Source organism: Chryseobacterium sp. UF-81, from assembly GCF_058245105.1.
In genome coordinates this window covers 1-16,825 of the sequence record NZ_JBSIBX010000009.1, presented here as the reverse complement: position 1 = coordinate 16,825, position 16,825 = coordinate 1, and the positions used below count along the sequence as shown (strand labels likewise).

The window sequence follows — 16,825 nt, the reverse complement described above, 5'->3', positions numbered from 1 at the left end:
AATATGAAATTTAAAAATATTCATATAGGTTCAGTCATTAATCAAAGAGTTACAGAATATGGGATAGAAATACCCCGTATCTGTAATTTCTTTAAATGTAGTGAAGAAGAAATAGAAAAAATGTATAACGCGGAAAGTCTGGATTGCCAGGTTCTTTTACGCTGGAGTAAGCTGTTGGGATATGACTTTTTCAGAATATATTCTCAACATTTAATTCTGTATTCTCCCCAGATCAATGTAAAGGAAAATGCTATTTCCAATACAGCTGCAATTCAACCCCCTCAATTTAGAAAGAATATCTATACTAAAGAATTAGTTGATTTTATCTTAGAATTATTAGAAACAGAAGAAAAAACCAAACAGCAAATTATGGATGAATATAAAATACCTAAAACCACCCTATACAAATGGATAGAGAAATACAAAAAATAAGCACCCCCGATTACAGGCGTATTTATCATGATATTATTGTAAGAAAATATCCGGATAAAAAAGAGAAATGTTTACCTATATTGGAAAAGACCAGCCTATCTGCCCTGGATATTATAAGGCTCAATACTATGATATTTGATAATGCCACCAAGGATGCTCTTTTGTTTAATCAAAGGCACAGATCTTACAGACCTTCAGCAATTCGGGAAATATTAAAATATCAGACAAAAAATGGCTTGAATAATAGCCAATTAGCTAGTCATTTTAAACTTAGCAGGAATACAGTGGCAAAATGGAAAAAATTATATGCTTAACTAGCTAGCCTGAGGTTACGAAGTGCAGTTACTTATATTATTATTTTGATAGATTGGCAAAAAAATTGAATGTATAATAGTTAAATCAAATTAATATAATAATTATGGAAACGAATGCCTACAACCAAAAATTAAATCGGTATGTTTTAGATGATCAGGTAATATATACAGGATTTTCAAGTTTCAAAGATGCTGAAGAATGTGCGCAAAAAAAAGGGGGATTATTGGTCGAAGTAGAATTTAAAGACGGCAATGATAACCCTCAGATATCGGATGAAGCAGGACTGATTGAAAAACATCTTCATTATTATGTTTATGCAGGTGAAGAGTATCAATTTATACATTCATCTGATCCGGGATTCCGAAAATATGCAGACGAATTACAAAAAATCAGAGCAAAGCAGCTACAGTCACCACCAGACGAGAGGTATTTAGCTAATTTTGAGTTAGAAAATGCAGAAGATCCGATCGTAGTGATTAAAAATGGTCATTTTGAATCGGTAACTTCAAGAGAGCGTTCAAAATATTTGAAGCATGCAAAAGTTTATGAAATAGGGATATCCCTGCCAAAATCTTAAAAAAAATTATCATGAGCAAGACAAAATATTCAGAAAAAGCTCAGGACAAAGTAGGAAAAGTAATGCACGAATTCAAGGAAGGAAAGTTAAAAACGTCTTCCGGGAAAAAAGTGACAAGCAGAAAACAGGCGGTCGCCATAGGTGTTTCTGAAGCCAGAGAAAAAGGCTTGAAAGTACCGCCTGAAAAGAAGAAAGATTAATTTTCTTGTTCCTGAAAGTTAATTAATCTAATCAGATCAAATACAGGAAAAAGCACCTTACTGTTCTACTTACATTCCTGTAAGGTGCTTTTAATAATAAGAAAAGAGATTTCCCAAATACAATCCCACTTCGTATATGTATATATTGTATACAGTTATATATTTTTCCCAATAGAACAATCAATTGGAAGTAGGTTATTCATTGATTCCCTGAGGTATTTTATTGAAGCGGTCGGTACACGGAAGCAAAAATAAGGCATCAGAATGGAGATATACAACCTTTATATATCCAGCTGTTGAAGCTATTATAGCATTAAACAAATTTTAAAATTTTAATATATGTTCAAATTTTTATCCTTAACAACTTTGTTACGTGTTATCCTTTTTATTATACCAATTACCGGTATGGCACAAGGGAAAAAAAGTAGTCGTCCCAATGTTATATTTATTACTGTGGATGATTTAAGACCAGAGCTGGGAGTATATGGCAGCCCTGTAAAAACGCCCAATATTGACAGGCTGGCAAAGAGAGGAACGACATTTACAAATGCTTATTGTCAGGTAGCCGTTTGTGCCCCTTCAAGAGCAAGTGCATTAACGGGGCTAAGGCCGGATTCTACCAGGGTATGGGTACTGGGCGAAGAGTTTCGTAAGATCCATCCGAAGGTAGTGACTATCCCTCAACAGTTTAAGAAGTTCAACTACCATACTGTTTCTATCGGAAAGATTTTTCATAATTATATGCCGGATTCACTTTCTTTCGACGAACCGGATCTTCGTCCCGCAGCCTATACAACTAGGGATATGGTAGACCGTGATCCCGAATCCTTCTATTTTGATGACGACATTAAAAAGGAATTGGCAGCCAAAAGGTTAGAAAGAATAGCTAAAAACCCTAAGAGATATTCTAACGGATGGGCTTACGGACGTTCTGTAGAAGTAGCGAATTGTCCGGATGATTCTTTATATGACGGTGCTCAGACAGCCCTCGCCATCAAAACTATAAACAGGATCAAAAATAAAAAGCAACCTTTCTTTCTGGCTATGGGATATTTCAGGCCACATTTACCGTTTGTAGCTCCTAAAAAATACTGGGATATGTATGATCCTAAACAAATCCCATTGGCCGATAATGATTTTATTCCATACAATATGCCAAGCATGGCACTGTATAATCAAAAGGAAATGACAGCATGTTATGATCTCGAATATGTGAAGCCTCCTGCCCAGTTCAGAATGCCTGAAAATGTGGCAAGGACACTTAAGCATGGTTATTATGCTTCCGTAAGCTATATAGATGCGTGCATTGGAAGATTAATAGATGAGCTGGAAAAGCAAAAGCTAATGGATAATACCATTATTGTGCTATGGGGAGATCACGGATGGAAGCTGGGCGAACATAACGCCTGGGGTAAACAGACCAATTTTTTAAATGATACCCGTGTACCGCTTATTGTCTATGCCCCGGGAATGAAGAATTCAGGAAATAAAAATAATGAACTTGTTGAAATGGTAGATGTCTATCCGACATTATGTGATCTTGCAGGCATAGAAACCCCGGATTATTTACAAGGATTAAGCTTCAAAAAACTGTTGAATGAAAATAACATTACCTGGAAACAGGCTGCATTCAACCAGTTTCTTCGTCCGGCAGGAGAAGGTGTCGATATACTGAAGAAAGATTATATGGGATATTCAATGGTAACCAAAAACTACCATCTGGTAGAGTGGTATTATTGGAATAAAGAAAAAAAGCAGCCCGAAGACTTAGTAGCCAGGGAACTTTATGACCTGACCAACGATCCGCAAGAGAATTTTAACATAGCAGTTTATCCTGAAAATAAAGAATTGATAGATAAGCTCTCTGAACAGCGCAAACGAGGATGGAGAGCCGTAAAAACCCAGTTGATTACTGCTGATAATTAAAAGTCAGAAGAAGATTCATTATATAATTTAAAAAAGAGTTTACATATGAGATATCAAAATTTCATCAAAGCTATATGGGCTTTATCCCTATGTTTCATGGTGATGAGCTTTTCTGAAAATCCCGGGAGCAAAAAAAATCCTGTAAGGAAAGTAAAACCGACACAAAAGCAACAAAAACCCAATATCCTTTTCATTCCCATTGACGATTTAAGACCTGATGCAATAGGTTGCTATGGAAATGCCATTATAAAAACACCTAATATAGACAAGCTGGCAGCCAGGGGAGTGGTCTTTAACAGGGCCTATTGTCAACAAGCAGTTTGTAATCCGTCGCGGGCAAGCCTGCTTACAGGATTACGTCCCGATTCTACCCAGGTATGGGATCTTCAGACAGACGTCAGGAAAAACCTGCCCAATGTAGTAACCCTGCCACAAATATTTAAAAATAATGGGTATTATACCGTAGGCATTGGAAAAACTTTTCATAATGATATTCCCGACAATGTTTCTTGGAATGAAGAGCTTCATATAGATGGCTTCCCTTTTGACCCTGATGCTACTTATCAGTTGAAGGAAAATCTTGTTATTCAGAAAGAAAAAGAACTTGCGCTTTTGAAAGATGGAAAAGCTAAGTTTGATAAGTATGGTTTTATATATACCAAAGCTAATGCAACTGAAATGGTAGATGTGAATGATGATGCTTATTATGATGGCGCGCAAACCACAATGGCGATCAATAAACTAAAAGAACTGAAACAAAAACAAGAACCCTTCTTTTTTTCAGTAGGCTATTACCGTCCACATTTGCCATTCAATGCTCCTAAAAAATATTGGGATTTATATAATCGTAACGACATTCCGCTTGCCAGAAATCAATTTGTACCCAAAAATGCACCTGAATTTGCTGTACATGGCGATGCCGAGCTCAGAGCATACACAGGTAGAGGAGATTTACCCTTGCCCTCAGACAAACCTTACGATATAGAAAAACAACGTGAGATTTTACATGGCTATTACGCTTCTGTGTCTTATACGGATGCACAGATAGGAAGACTTTTGAAAGCATTGGAAGAATTGGGCCTTAGTGACAATACAATAATTGTGCTGTGGGGTGACCATGGCTGGAAACTGGGAGAACATAATAGCTGGGGAAAGCAGACCAATTACGAAATTGATACCAGAGTTCCGCTTATTGTGAGTGGTGTTGGTGTAAAAGCAAAAGGACAGAAAAGCAACGCCCTTACCGAATTTGTAGATGTTTATCCTACCTTATGTGATATGACAGGAATAAAGCGACCTGATTATCTTCAGGGGACCAGTATGAAACCTTTACTTACTAACCCAGACAGAAGCTGGAAAACAGCAGCTTTCAGCCAGTTTTTGCTGGGCAGATTTGGACCAAAAGAAAGCCGCAAAGCCGAAAGAATGGGGTATGCCATCCGGACAGACAGATATCGGTATGTAGAATGGTATGAATGGAACAAGGAAGCTAAAAAGCCGGGAAACTATTTGGCACGGGAACTTTACGACCATACCAATGATCCTGATGAAAATGTGAATATTGCTGAAGAAAAAACAAATAAAAAGCTTGTAGAAAAACTTTCTTCACAATTAAAAAAAGGATGGAGGTATAGCAAACCCAGCAAAGCATATCAATAAAACAGATGAGAAATTTAATATTCCCTGCAAAAATAGCCCTTCTCGGTTCATGTATTTTAGCTATCCTATGTTCCTGTAACAAAGATAAAACTTTAAAAAATCAGCAAGATAAAAAAACTGCCCACAGTTGCATGAATATGCCCGGACGTTTTGGAGCTGGAAATTCATCAGGTATAGCTTTCAGTGGAAACACTTCTGTGGAAGGAATGGTATTGATATCCGGAGGCAGATTTGATATGGGAGGTGATAACAATCAGGCCGATGCCGATGAATATCCTAAACATCAGGTGCAGGTTTCATCATTCTATATAGACATAACGGAAGTCACTAATGCCCAGTTCAGAAAGTTTGTGGATGCTACGGGATATATAACTACCGCAGAACGTACACCTGATTGGGAAGAATTGAAAAAAAATGTGCCTGAGGGAACACCCAAACCTCCTGACAGCTTATTGGTGGCAGCATCGTTAGTATTTAAACCCACCAGAAAACAAGTGGATTTAAATGATTTTACCCAATGGTGGAGCTGGATAAAAGGAGCCGACTGGAAGCATCCAAAAGGCCCTGGAAGCAATATTGAAGGTAAAGATAATTATCCTGTAGTGCACATAAGCTGGGACGATGCCCAGGCTTACTGCAAATGGTCCGGCAAACGCCTGCCGACAGAAGCTGAGTGGGAATATGCGGCCCGTGGCGGATTGGAAAATAATATTTATCCCTGGGGCAACGAATCCATAAATAAAGGAATACCGAAAGCAAATAGCTGGGAAGGGAAATTCCCGTATTTTAACGAAAAAAAAGACGGATATACAGGACTTGCTCCCATAAAATCATTCAAAGCCAACGGATATGGACTTTATGATATGGCCGGAAATGTCTGGGAATGGTGTAGTGATCTCTATTCTTACGATTATTATAAGAAATTGGAGGGTAAAGTAAGCCTGAATCCCAAAGGCCCGGATACATCTTATGATCCACAGGAGCCCTATACATCAAAACACAGTTTGCGCGGTGGAAGCTTTATGTGTAATGACAGCTATTGCAGTGGTTACAGGGTGGCACGTCGTATGAAAAGCAGCCCAGATACAAGCTTGGAAAATACAGGCTTCAGATGTGTTAGAGATTTAAAATAATAAAAAATAAAACGGTTTGAAATATTAAATCTTTTCTAGTTAAAATGAAAGTAATGAAACGGCTTGGGAAAATTTTCCCAGGCCGTTTTTTATTGATAAAGCTGCTTCTTACAGACTGCGGATTATCATAACTCAGGTAATTTTAATAAAATTAAATTTAATTATTTATAATTAATTATTATTTATCTTATCATAATGTTTAATCTTGTTGCTTATAAATATAGAAAAAATAAAAATTTGAAGATTCTGGAAGAGTGTATGGGCTTATAACAAAGGAAAAGCACCTCATCATAATAAAAATAGAGGAATTAAAAAATAAGTCGTAACTTAACTAATGAAATAAAGATGGTAATTACAGATTGCATAATTAAGAAAATAAATTGAATTATTGTGAGGAAGAAATAATTCAACACTAAACTATACAGATGGATGAAAATAGGTATGGTTCTTAAGAGAAGCTATGAACTGTACTATTTTAAATTTTAGATCAACTTTAAAATAATACGACCATGAAAAATTTAATGATTTTAGCATTAGTAACATTTTCAGGATTTTGGTATGCCCAAACCGGAAATGTAGGGATCAATACAGTTTTACCCGGGAGTACTCTTACGGTAAACGGTTCCATTGCCGGGCAATATAAAAATGTATCAGCATCCACGACACTTGGAGTAAACGATTTTTATACGGCTTTTAATGGAACCTCCGCAGCAACATTTACTTTACCTGCTGCTGTAGCAGCCAGTCCTGCTGCCGGGAATATTTTAGGAAGAATCTATTATTTCAAAAATATCGGGACAGCGACTCTTACAATTGCAGCTAGTGGATCTGAACTTATTGATAATCCGCAGGGGCCTGGAGTTTCCAGTGTCTCTATTACTCCGGGAGGGTATGCTATGCTTATCAGCAAGGGAACAACAAGCGGAACTACATGGGAAGTTGCCCTTTTAATTAACAAGACAACACCTACCATAGCGGCATTGGCAGCTACAGATACGGTGAATTTTACCGGAGCAAATCTTACTAATTTTAATGCCGGTGTTCCACAAATCATCCCTTTTTCAGTAGGAGATGTTATTGTGAACCAGGGTGGTTCTGCTGTTTGGAATGATGCCGGAGATTACTGGCAGATCCTGGAATCGGGAGTATATAAAATAGAGGGATATGCTTATTTTGGTAGTGGAGGTAATACTTCAGGAACAACCGGATGGGCAGGGATTAACCTTAATATTACTAAAAATGGTACAGCTCTTAGCAATATTATTGGAGGTAACAGGGGAAATATCATGGCTCAGATCGCAGATGTTGGAAATACACCGATCAATGTGAATTGTATAGTGCATTTGAATGCAGGAGACAGGGTTTACCTTTCTATGAATTGGGGATTTGGAAATAAACCTACTACAAGTGTGGATATTGCTACTCCAAACTCTCTGGTAGAGAGCAGGAATTTTTCAATACAGCAATTATCAACACCTTAAACATAACGATATTAAAATTATAAATGATGAAAAACATTTATTCTCGGAAATGTTTTTGAGCGAAACATTCAAATATAATGATCATAGGAATTTCAAAAGCCATAGAAAAAGGCCTGAAAGTTCTGAAAAAGAAAAAAGAATAATACCATAATAAAATTCCGTGAAATTAATTTCACGGAATTTTTATAGAGATGTAAGTTGTAACCAGTTGGCTGGTTTTTACCTTTTTACTTATTTGTAAAGCACTTGGTAATATTCATCCGCCATCCTGTCACTGTTGAATTGGTCCTGAACATCATTCATAGCCTTATACTGAATATTTCTCCATTGGTCAGGATTGTCGTAATAAGCCGGCAAAATTTCGTTTTCAAGAATTTCGTACAGCTTATTCAGATCATAAGTATCCTGTTCGTAAATACTCATATTTAAATAATCGGCTTTCGGAACTACAAACGAATTTTCGCCCGGTTTTGCAAATTCCGGGATCCATCCGTCATCAGTAGAAAGATTTACAGATCCGTTCATGGCAGCGGTCATTCCCGAGGTTCCCGAAGCTTCTCTTGGTACCCTTGGATTGTTAAGCCACAAATCAGAGCCTTGTTTCAAGGACTTGCTTAAAGCAAGCTCGTAACCGGTAAGGACCGCCATATTTTTGTGATTTTTGCTTTCCTCTACCAGGGAGTTAAAAGTAGAAATCGCGGAATAGTCCATCGGGTAAGGTTTCCCTGACCAGATAATCTGTACCGGATATTTCTGATTATTCAATAATCTGTAGAATCTTTCCTTATCATGAAGCAGTAAGTCTGCACGTTTGTATCCTGCAAATCTTCTGGCCCAGACAATAGTGAAAATATCAGGATTGAACAGATTTCCGGTCTGGTCTGCGACAATGGTGAATAATCTTTTCTTTAAATGCTTTTTGCGGTCATCAAAAACAGTTGCATCGTTTTCATCTTTGGCTTTATAAAGAGGCTTATCCGCCCAGTATTTAAATTCCTGTGCGTTGGTAATGGAAGTAATTTCGCAGATTCCGGGATATTTACTCCACATAGCTCTGGAAACCTCACCATGCAGCTTAGATACTCCGTTCGCCATTCTTGCCATTTTCAGAGCACACAGCGAGTGGTTGAAACGGTCATCATTTGTTCCTTCGATACTTTTTACTTCATCCATGCTGAAACCTGAAAAATAAGACATATCATAACATAGTTTCAGATTATGCTTTTCATTTCCGGCCTCTTCAGGAGTATGGGTGGTGAAAACCAGTTTTTCTTTTACCCGGTTCAGATCTCCGTTGTACTTTTTGAGCAGATAAAATGCAGCCGGAAGTCCATGAGCCTCATTCAAATGATAGACTTCTCTTTCGGCATTCATTTCGTCCAGTAACTGAGCACCTCCTTTTCCAAGTAAAATATACTGAGCCAGTTTTGTAGATTCGTTGGCATCATATAATTTGTGGCAGATTGTTTTGGAAACATGATCATTTTCCGGAACATCCGTAGAAAGGAAAAACATGGGTGCCGTATTGAAAATTTCAGGGTCAAGATACCATACTTTTACCCAAACAGGGGCGCTGTGGATCTCTATCTGAAATTTTATTCCGGTATCTTCAAGGAAGCTGTACATCTTTCTTGTCCAGACCGGCTGAAGAGTCTGGTCATGATTTCTGGCCTGGTCATAATACCCGAATTTCCATAGAATTCCGATCCCGATAAGGTCTTGTTTTAGGTTATAGGCACTTCGCATATGGGATCCTGCAAGGAATCCTAAGCCTCCCGAATATATTTTTAAAACCTGTTCAATGGCAAATTCCATCGAAAAATAGACGGCTTTTTTAGAATATTGTGGATTGATGCTGTAAGGTATTTTAAAATTTTTAAAATCCATATAAATCACAGTTTTATTATTTGAACGCTAAAGGTATTGATTATGAAAATAAACTTTACATTAATTATTTGATAAATTAAATTAAAAGTATCCTGTGAATAGTTTTTTTACTTACCTTTAATATGTAAATTTTTGAAAATCAAAAACTTCTAACGGTGAAAACCATATGGCACATGTTCTTTGGTCACATAAAAAAATCACCTATGAAAAAGACATTTTCTGATGAAGATTTAATAAAGAATCTAAGCCTATACTATATGAACCGGCATTTGAAAAAAAAGCCGATGGAAAAGTATCACCGTAAAATAGACGAATCTCTGCTTCATGACCGTGAAAAATACAGAAAAAAATCTGAGATTCTGCTGCTTAATTCTTTTATGCATCATTTCCCCGATGTCAAATTTGAAGATCTTACCTGCGAAAGTCCGGACTTTATCGCCAAACTCAACGATAAGAAAATTGGTATAGAACTGACCGAAGTGATTAATCATCTGGAAATGAAAAAAGTGGAAAGTACTTTGAATAAGATGTTCCGTCAGGCAGAAATATTATTAGAACAGGAAGACACCGCGAAATATCGTGGTGTTTATTTTTTAGAATTTCACCCGAATATTAAATTTGATAATATAGAACAGCAGGAGGAAAATATTCTCAGTATTTACAGAAGCATTAAAAAGAATAAGCCTTTAGGCTGTGTGAAAGGAATGAGGAAATCTTTTCACCGCAGAAATGTTTTTATCACCCATGAATACAGCATGAATCTTTTTGATGAACTTTGCTCCGAGAAGATCCTGGAACTTATTGATAAGAAAAATGAAAAATTTCCATATTACGATACGTCCGTAGATGAATGCTGGCTGGTGATTGTTTCCGATATGAACTCCATTGCGTCAAGGTATACATTCATTCAGGACAAAGAACATTTGAAGGAAGTGAAGAGCCCGTTTCATAAAATTTTCCATCTTGAAAATCTGTGCGGAAATATTACAAGCATAAAATAGTTGGTGTTTATCGTTCGATATCATAATTATTCTATGTTTTTATTTAAAATAATTCAATATTTTTAAAAATCCATTGTTTGTGATTAAAATATAGGTATATTTGATATATGTTGCCAATCAACATATACGTGTGGTTTTCAAATCATTCACTAAAAACTATATATCTATGAAAAAACTTTTACTCCTTATTTTTTTAGGTATTTCTCAGGTATTTTTTGCGCAGGCAGACTGTTCAACGGCGCTTGCCGTCTGCGGAAATTCCAATATTACTTACAGCCCGACCGGATATGGCAACACTAATGAATTGATTAATTCAGGAAGTTGTATAGACGCAACCGGTGAACACAATTCAATCTGGTATAAAATAACAATTGCGACAGGAGGAACCCTTACTTTCAATCTGGTCCCGAATAATCCGGATGCCGATTATGACTGGGCCATTTTCGGTCCTAATGTAAACTGTGGAGCTTTAGGGGCCCCCATACGATGTAATGCTGCAACGGTTATTGGACCCGGACCGGCTACCGGCTTAAATATGACAAGTACTCTTACCACGGCTGTTGGAGGTTCACTCACACCTTATTGTAAATACCTGGATGTTTTGCCGGGGCAAACCTATTATTTATTTATTGACAACTGGGTGAGCAGTACAAGTACGATAACGGCTCCGTTTTCTTTAACATGGGGTGGAACTGCAACGTTGGCTTCTCCATTTACAGATCCAACTTTACAGCCGTATCCGTTTATTCCTCCGGGAGTTCCGGCCGCTAATCCGGCCGATCCAAAAGAGGTAATTATATGTGTAAACCCCGCCGTATTTGATTTTTCTACACTTTCTGCAGGAATTTTAAATGGAAATCCTAACTTTAGCGTAAGCTATCATACAAGTCAGAATGATGCATTAACCGGAAATAATGCCATTACTGTTCCTACAACTGTAAATACAACGTCTGTTTACTATTACAGCATAAGTTATACAGATCCAACCAACCCAAACAGTCCGCTCAATAAATGTAAGCAGATCGGAACATTTAAATTTAAGGATGGTAAAATCACGGCAAAAAATGCAACACTCACCCAATGTAACAATAATAATGCAGGAACAGCAGTATTTGATCTTACAACAGCAGACGTTATTACAGATCCAACCGTGACCAAGAAATATTACCATACACTCTCAGATCTGAATGCAGGTATCAATGAAATTATAAATCCGTCAGCATTTACTTCTGCAGAAGGAGCCATTTTTGTCAAAGTGATTTCATCCTTCGGATGTACTGCTGTTGCACAGATAATATTGAAATTCCATCCGGTGGTTGTGGTAAATGATACTACATTAAGATCCTGTGCAATTGAAGGTAATCCGTCTACATCATCCTTTAATCTTACAGTTGCATCGGTAACCTCACAGATCGGGGCAGGTAAAAAATACTATCCTTCTGCGACGGATGCCGTTAATCAGACCAATGAAATTTTAACGCCAGCAGCATACATTGCTCCCAACGGTGTGGTTTATGTGCGGGTTTCCAATGCGCAGGGTTGCTACAACATAGCTAAAATTACATTAGTGGTTATTCCGCCGGTTTATTCCACCATTCTTAAAGATAAAATCATTTGTATAGAAGACAGAACAACTTTGGATGCAGGCCCGGGATTTAACGGTTACGAATGGAGTACTGGAGCAACCACCCAGACGATTACAAATGTGGGCGTAGGAACCTATTGGGTAAAGCTTAAAACAGGGGATTGTACTGTGGTACAGAATGTAAAAGTATATCCTTCTGAGCAGCCCGTTGTTTCAAGTATAGAAATTTCAAACACTAATGTTACGGTATTTGTGATAGGAGGAACACCACCCTACAAATATTCCATGGATAATATCCACTGGCAGGACTCTAATGAATTCAGTAATGTTAAAAGAGGCGATGCCACTATATTTGTAAAAGATTCTTACGACTGTGATCCGATAGACATCAGCATAGTAGTTCCTAATCTTGTTAATGTCATTACACCCAATGGTGACGGATACAATGATGTTATTGATTATTCTGCCTTAGCCAATAAGAAGAATTTGGTCATGAATATTTTCGACCGTTACGGAAATATGATCTTCCAGATTGATAAATTTACCGGCTATAAATGGTACGGAACCAGCAAGGGCGGATTAAAGGTGCCTACCGGAAACTATTGGTATTCTGTGGGCTGGAATGAAAATGATAAAATGAACACACCAGTTAAATATTCAGGATGGATCTTGGTTAAGAACAGGGATTAAGCTTTTTAATAATAAACTATATAGACAAAACCATTTCGAAAGAGATGGTTTTGTCGTTAAAATAATTTTAAATTAGTTCCACCAATAATAGAAAAATGAAAGATCTTTTTGTAAATCGCTTTAAGTACTATAAATCTCTCGGAGATAAATCATTCGGACAGCTTTCCGATGAACAGATGTTCTGGCAGTATAATGATGAAAGTAATTCAATTGCTGTCATTGTTAAACATATCGCCGGCAATATGCTTTCAAGGTGGACTAACTTTCTAACGGAAGACGGAGAAAAAGCAGGGCGCAACCGAGATGGTGAATTTGTCAATACTTTTAAAACAAAACAGGAGGTTATTGATTTCTGGGAAAAAGGCTGGGGGTGTTTTTTTGATGCTTTAAGCCAGATCAATGATGAAAATTTATATTCTACTATTTATATCAGGGGAGAAGGACATTCGGTTTTAGATGCAGTTTTGCGTCAGCTCGCCCATTATCCCTATCATATCGGACAGATTGTTTCTATTGCGAAAATGATGAAGAATGACGATTGGAAAACACTTTCTATTGAAAGAAACAAATCCCAGCAGTTTAATGACGAAATGAAACATAAGTTTTCTAAAGAAGATGCTTCCAATTCATCTCCGGTATGCTTTCAAAACAGCCCTGAAGTAAGAGATGAATATAAATAATAGACTGAATCGATTCAGAATTATTATTTAAATTACTATCTTTGCACCCAGAAAATTCAGGAGTAAATAAATGTCAACTTTTCACGGAACTGCCGCATTTCATACACTCGGCTGCAAATTAAATTTTGCGGAAACATCTACTATTGCCCGCCAATTGACAGATGCTGGTTATGATAAAGTAAGTTTTGATGATAAAGCTGATGTCTATGTCATCAATACCTGCTCGGTAACTGAAAACGCAGACCGTGAGTGTAAACTTCACGTAAAGCGGGCGATGAAAGCTAATCCGGAAGGGCTGGTGGTGATCGTTGGATGTTATGCCCAGTTGAAACCTGAAGAGATTTCACAAATCGATGGTGTGGATCTGGTTCTGGGAGCCAAAGAGAAATTCAATATCTTAAGCTACCTGGATGATTTGGAAAAATCAGAAAGTGAAGGCATTGTCCATTCTTGCGAAATTGAAGAAACAGATTTCTTTATTGGAAGCTATTCAATTGGCGACAGGACAAGAGCTTTTCTGAAAGTACAGGATGGGTGTGACTACAAATGTACCTATTGTACCATTCCGCTGGCAAGAGGGATCTCGCGTTCAGACACCATCGAAAACGTTCTTAAAAATGCCAAAGAAATTGCCGAAAGAGACATCAAAGAAATTGTTCTTACCGGAGTTAATATCGGTGATTACGGTAAAGGTGAGTTCGGAAATAAAAGACACGAACATACTTTCCTTGATCTGATCTCAGAGCTTGATAAAGTGGAAGGAATTGAAAGAATACGTATTTCTTCCATTGAACCGAATCTTTTGAAAGACGAAAGTATCGACCTTGTTTCCAAAAGTAAAAGCTTTGTTCCTCATTTTCACATCCCGCTACAGTCAGGATGCGATGATCTGCTGAAAAAAATGAAGCGCCGTTATCTTACGAAGCTTTATAACGACAGGGTGAATAAAATTCGCGAGGTAATGCCTGATGCTGCTATCGGGGTTGATGTTATTGTAGGATTTCCTGGCGAAACAGAGGAAAAATTCATGGAAACCTATAACTTCCTGAATGAGCTTCCTATTACCTATCTTCACGTATTTACCTATTCCGAAAGAGAAAATACAGAAGCAGCCGGTATGGATGGGGTAGTGCCTATTCCTGAAAGAAAAAAACGTAATAAAATGCTGAGAATACTTTCTGAAAAGAAAAAAATGGCATTCTATCAGACCCAACTTGGAAAAACGCTTCCCGTTCTTTGGGAGCATGAAAATAAAGACGGCAAAATGTATGGCTTCACTGAAAACTATGTGAGAGTCCAGAAAGATTTTGATCCCGCATCAGTTAATCAGATTGAATTTCTAAATTTAGAAAAAATCCTGTCAGATGGCACGGTTTCTGTGCAGTCATCCTTCGAAAGTTTTTTAGCAAAAGCGTAGTCTCTTTGCAAAATTTCTACTAAATTTATTTTAAACTTTAAATACTACATTCATGAGAGATAAGTTTTTATCTTGGGGAATTGTATTAGTAATTGCTACATGGATCGTCGCATTACTGATCAGAGCGCATTACTGGATACCCATCCTGTTATCTGCTATTTATGCATTGGGTGTTTACAATGCCTACCAGTCGAAACATGCTATTTTGAGGAACTTCCCGGTATTGGGATACTTCAGGTACTTTTTCGAAAGTATTTCACCCGAAATGCAACAGTATTTCATAGAAAGGGAGACAGATGGGAAACCATTTCCCCGAAATCAGCGTTCTGCAGTTTACAGACGAGCCAAAAACCTAAGTGATACCGTAGCTTTCGGAACACAGCTGGAAGTCAATCACCGAAAATATGAAGGAATAAAGCATTCTATTTATGCAAAATCACCTGTAGAAGAGCTTCCTAGAGTATGGGTAGGGGGAGAGCAGTGTACGCAGCCTTACCACGCTTCTCTGTTCAATATCTCAGCAATGAGCTTTGGGGCGTTAAGCGACAGGGCACAGATTTCATTAAACAGAGGGGCAAAAAAAGGAAATTTTTACCACAATACCGGAGAAGGAGGTATTTCTCCCTATCACATGGAAGGAGGAGATCTTTGCTGGCAAATTGGAACCGGATATTTTGGCTGTCGTGACGAAGAAGGGAAATTTAACCCGGAACTGTTTAAAAACTATGCAACCCTTCCCAATGTGAAGATGGTGGAAATTAAGCTGTCTCAGGGGGCAAAGCCAGGACATGGAGGTGTGCTTCCGGGTGTGAAAAACACCCCGGAGATCGCAAAGATTCGTCACGTTACCCCGGGAATGACTGTTATTTCACCGCCATCCCACAGTTCGTTTTCTGATGCTGCAGGCCTGTTGAGGTTTGTGCAGCAGCTGAGAGAGCTTTCAGGAGGTAAGCCGGTCGGTTTTAAACTTTGTATTGGTGATACCAAAGAGTTCGAGGATATTTGTGTACAGATGAATGTTTTAAAAATCTATCCGGATTTTATCACTATAGATGGAGCAGAAGGAGGAACTGGAGCCGCACCGCCGGAATTTTCAGATGGAGTGGGGATGCCTTTGGAACCCGCCCTGATCTTCGTTAACAGAACGCTTAATAATTATAATTTAAGAAGTAAGTTGAGAGTGATCGCCAGTGGAAAAGTACTGACAAGCTTGGATATTCTCAGAGCTGTGGCTATGGGTGCGGATATGTGTAATAATGCGAGAGGATTTATGTTCTCATTAGGATGCATACAGGCTTTAAGATGCAATAGCAACAATTGTCCTACAGGAGTGGCTACGCAGGATAAAATGCTGATCAAGGGACTTGATGTTACTGATAAAAGTGAAAGAGTATACCATTTCCATAAAAACACTCTGCATACCTGTAACGAGCTGATTGCAGCAGCAGGAAGAAGCTCTTACGAAGAAGTGGATGCCACGATGTTCATGAGAGGAGATGAGTTTGACCATCTGGCAGATCTTTATTTCCCGGATATCTTAGGAAATGTAAAGCAGAAAGCAAGATTTTAAAAAAAACAAAGACTGACAATAAAAAACCGCCTTCAATTTGAAGGCGGTTTAATTTATAGTTCTTGTCTAGTCCTGAAATATCGATACACAAAAAAAGAATCGTTATGGAAGAACATTTAGAAACCCGATACGTTAAGCGTACTCAGAGAGATTACAATTTGAGTTTGAAGCTTCAAATTGTAAGAGAAATAGAAACGGGAAAATCAGGAATTACCGACTGTCGGAAAAAATACGGTATACAAGCACGCTCTACAATTGTGAGTTGGCTTAGA

General features: G+C 37.8%; 14 protein-coding genes. 13 read left to right on the top strand and 1 reads right to left on the bottom strand.

The annotated features are described in order from the left end of the window. Window positions 1–3 precede the first annotated feature (3 nt). From AC4IFE_RS13075 to AC4IFE_RS13040, 8 genes are all read left to right on the top strand, one after another. The gene (locus AC4IFE_RS13075) at window positions 4–432 is read left to right on the top strand and encodes a transposase (protein WP_490757624.1); all 429 of its coding nucleotides are present in this window, start codon (window positions 4–6) and stop codon (window positions 430–432) included. After that, window positions 408–746 carry a helix-turn-helix domain-containing protein gene (locus AC4IFE_RS13070; protein WP_490757623.1) on the top strand — a complete coding sequence of 113 codons (339 nt, stop codon included), beginning with the start codon at window positions 408–410 and terminating at the stop codon, window positions 744–746. Before AC4IFE_RS13075 ends, AC4IFE_RS13070 begins: the two co-directional genes overlap by 25 nt. A 104-nt stretch (window positions 747–850) precedes the next feature. Next, the gene (locus tag AC4IFE_RS13065; RefSeq protein WP_490757622.1) at window positions 851–1,324 is read left to right on the top strand and encodes a hypothetical protein; all 474 of its coding nucleotides are present in this window, start codon (window positions 851–853) and stop codon (window positions 1,322–1,324) included. A gap of 11 nt (window positions 1,325–1,335) precedes the next feature. Beyond that, the gene (locus AC4IFE_RS13060) at window positions 1,336–1,524 is read left to right on the top strand and encodes a DUF6496 domain-containing protein (RefSeq protein ID WP_490757621.1); all 189 of its coding nucleotides are present in this window, start codon (window positions 1,336–1,338) and stop codon (window positions 1,522–1,524) included. Between the two features lie 339 nt (window positions 1,525–1,863). After that, the gene (locus AC4IFE_RS13055; protein WP_490757620.1) at window positions 1,864–3,450 is read left to right on the top strand and encodes a sulfatase-like hydrolase/transferase; all 1,587 of its coding nucleotides are present in this window, start codon (window positions 1,864–1,866) and stop codon (window positions 3,448–3,450) included. Between the two features lie 45 nt (window positions 3,451–3,495). Continuing rightward, window positions 3,496–5,109 (top strand): sulfatase, encoded by a 1,614-nt coding sequence (locus AC4IFE_RS13050; RefSeq protein ID WP_490757619.1) that lies wholly within the window; start codon window positions 3,496–3,498, stop codon window positions 5,107–5,109. A 5-nt stretch (window positions 5,110–5,114) separates the two neighbouring features. Beyond that, window positions 5,115–6,242, top strand: a complete 1,128-nt coding sequence (locus AC4IFE_RS13045; protein ID WP_490757618.1) for a formylglycine-generating enzyme family protein — start codon at window positions 5,115–5,117, stop codon at window positions 6,240–6,242. Window positions 6,243–6,751: 509 nt separating this feature from the next. Next, window positions 6,752–7,723: a hypothetical protein gene (locus AC4IFE_RS13040; RefSeq protein ID WP_490757617.1), complete on the top strand. Its 972-nt coding sequence runs from the start codon at window positions 6,752–6,754 to the stop codon at window positions 7,721–7,723. A 231-nt stretch (window positions 7,724–7,954) separates the two neighbouring features. Here AC4IFE_RS13040 and glgP read toward each other — a convergent pair whose 3' ends face one another. Next, window positions 7,955–9,610, bottom strand: a complete 1,656-nt coding sequence (gene glgP / locus AC4IFE_RS13035) for an alpha-glucan family phosphorylase (protein ID WP_490757616.1) — start codon at window positions 9,608–9,610, stop codon at window positions 7,955–7,957. A gap of 203 nt (window positions 9,611–9,813) precedes the next feature. On the opposite strand from glgP, the gene AC4IFE_RS13030 reads away from it, so the two are divergent. From AC4IFE_RS13030 to AC4IFE_RS13010, 5 genes are all read left to right on the top strand, one after another. Further along, the gene (locus tag AC4IFE_RS13030; protein ID WP_490757615.1) at window positions 9,814–10,611 is read left to right on the top strand and encodes a hypothetical protein; all 798 of its coding nucleotides are present in this window, start codon (window positions 9,814–9,816) and stop codon (window positions 10,609–10,611) included. A 166-nt stretch (window positions 10,612–10,777) separates the two neighbouring features. Continuing rightward, window positions 10,778–12,886, top strand: a complete 2,109-nt coding sequence (locus AC4IFE_RS13025) for a T9SS type B sorting domain-containing protein (RefSeq protein ID WP_490757614.1) — start codon at window positions 10,778–10,780, stop codon at window positions 12,884–12,886. Window positions 12,887–12,981: 95 nt separating this feature from the next. After that, window positions 12,982–13,566: a DUF1572 family protein gene (locus AC4IFE_RS13020; protein ID WP_490757613.1), complete on the top strand. Its 585-nt coding sequence runs from the start codon at window positions 12,982–12,984 to the stop codon at window positions 13,564–13,566. Window positions 13,567–13,636: 70 nt separating this feature from the next. Continuing rightward, window positions 13,637–14,983, top strand: a complete 1,347-nt coding sequence (mtaB, locus tag AC4IFE_RS13015; RefSeq protein ID WP_490757612.1) for a tRNA (N(6)-L-threonylcarbamoyladenosine(37)-C(2))-methylthiotransferase MtaB — start codon at window positions 13,637–13,639, stop codon at window positions 14,981–14,983. A 52-nt stretch (window positions 14,984–15,035) separates the two neighbouring features. Next, on the top strand, window positions 15,036–16,553 hold the full coding sequence (locus AC4IFE_RS13010) for an FMN-binding glutamate synthase family protein (RefSeq protein ID WP_490757611.1): 1,518 nt from the start codon (window positions 15,036–15,038) through the stop codon (window positions 16,551–16,553). Window positions 16,554–16,825: the final 272 nt, after the last annotated feature.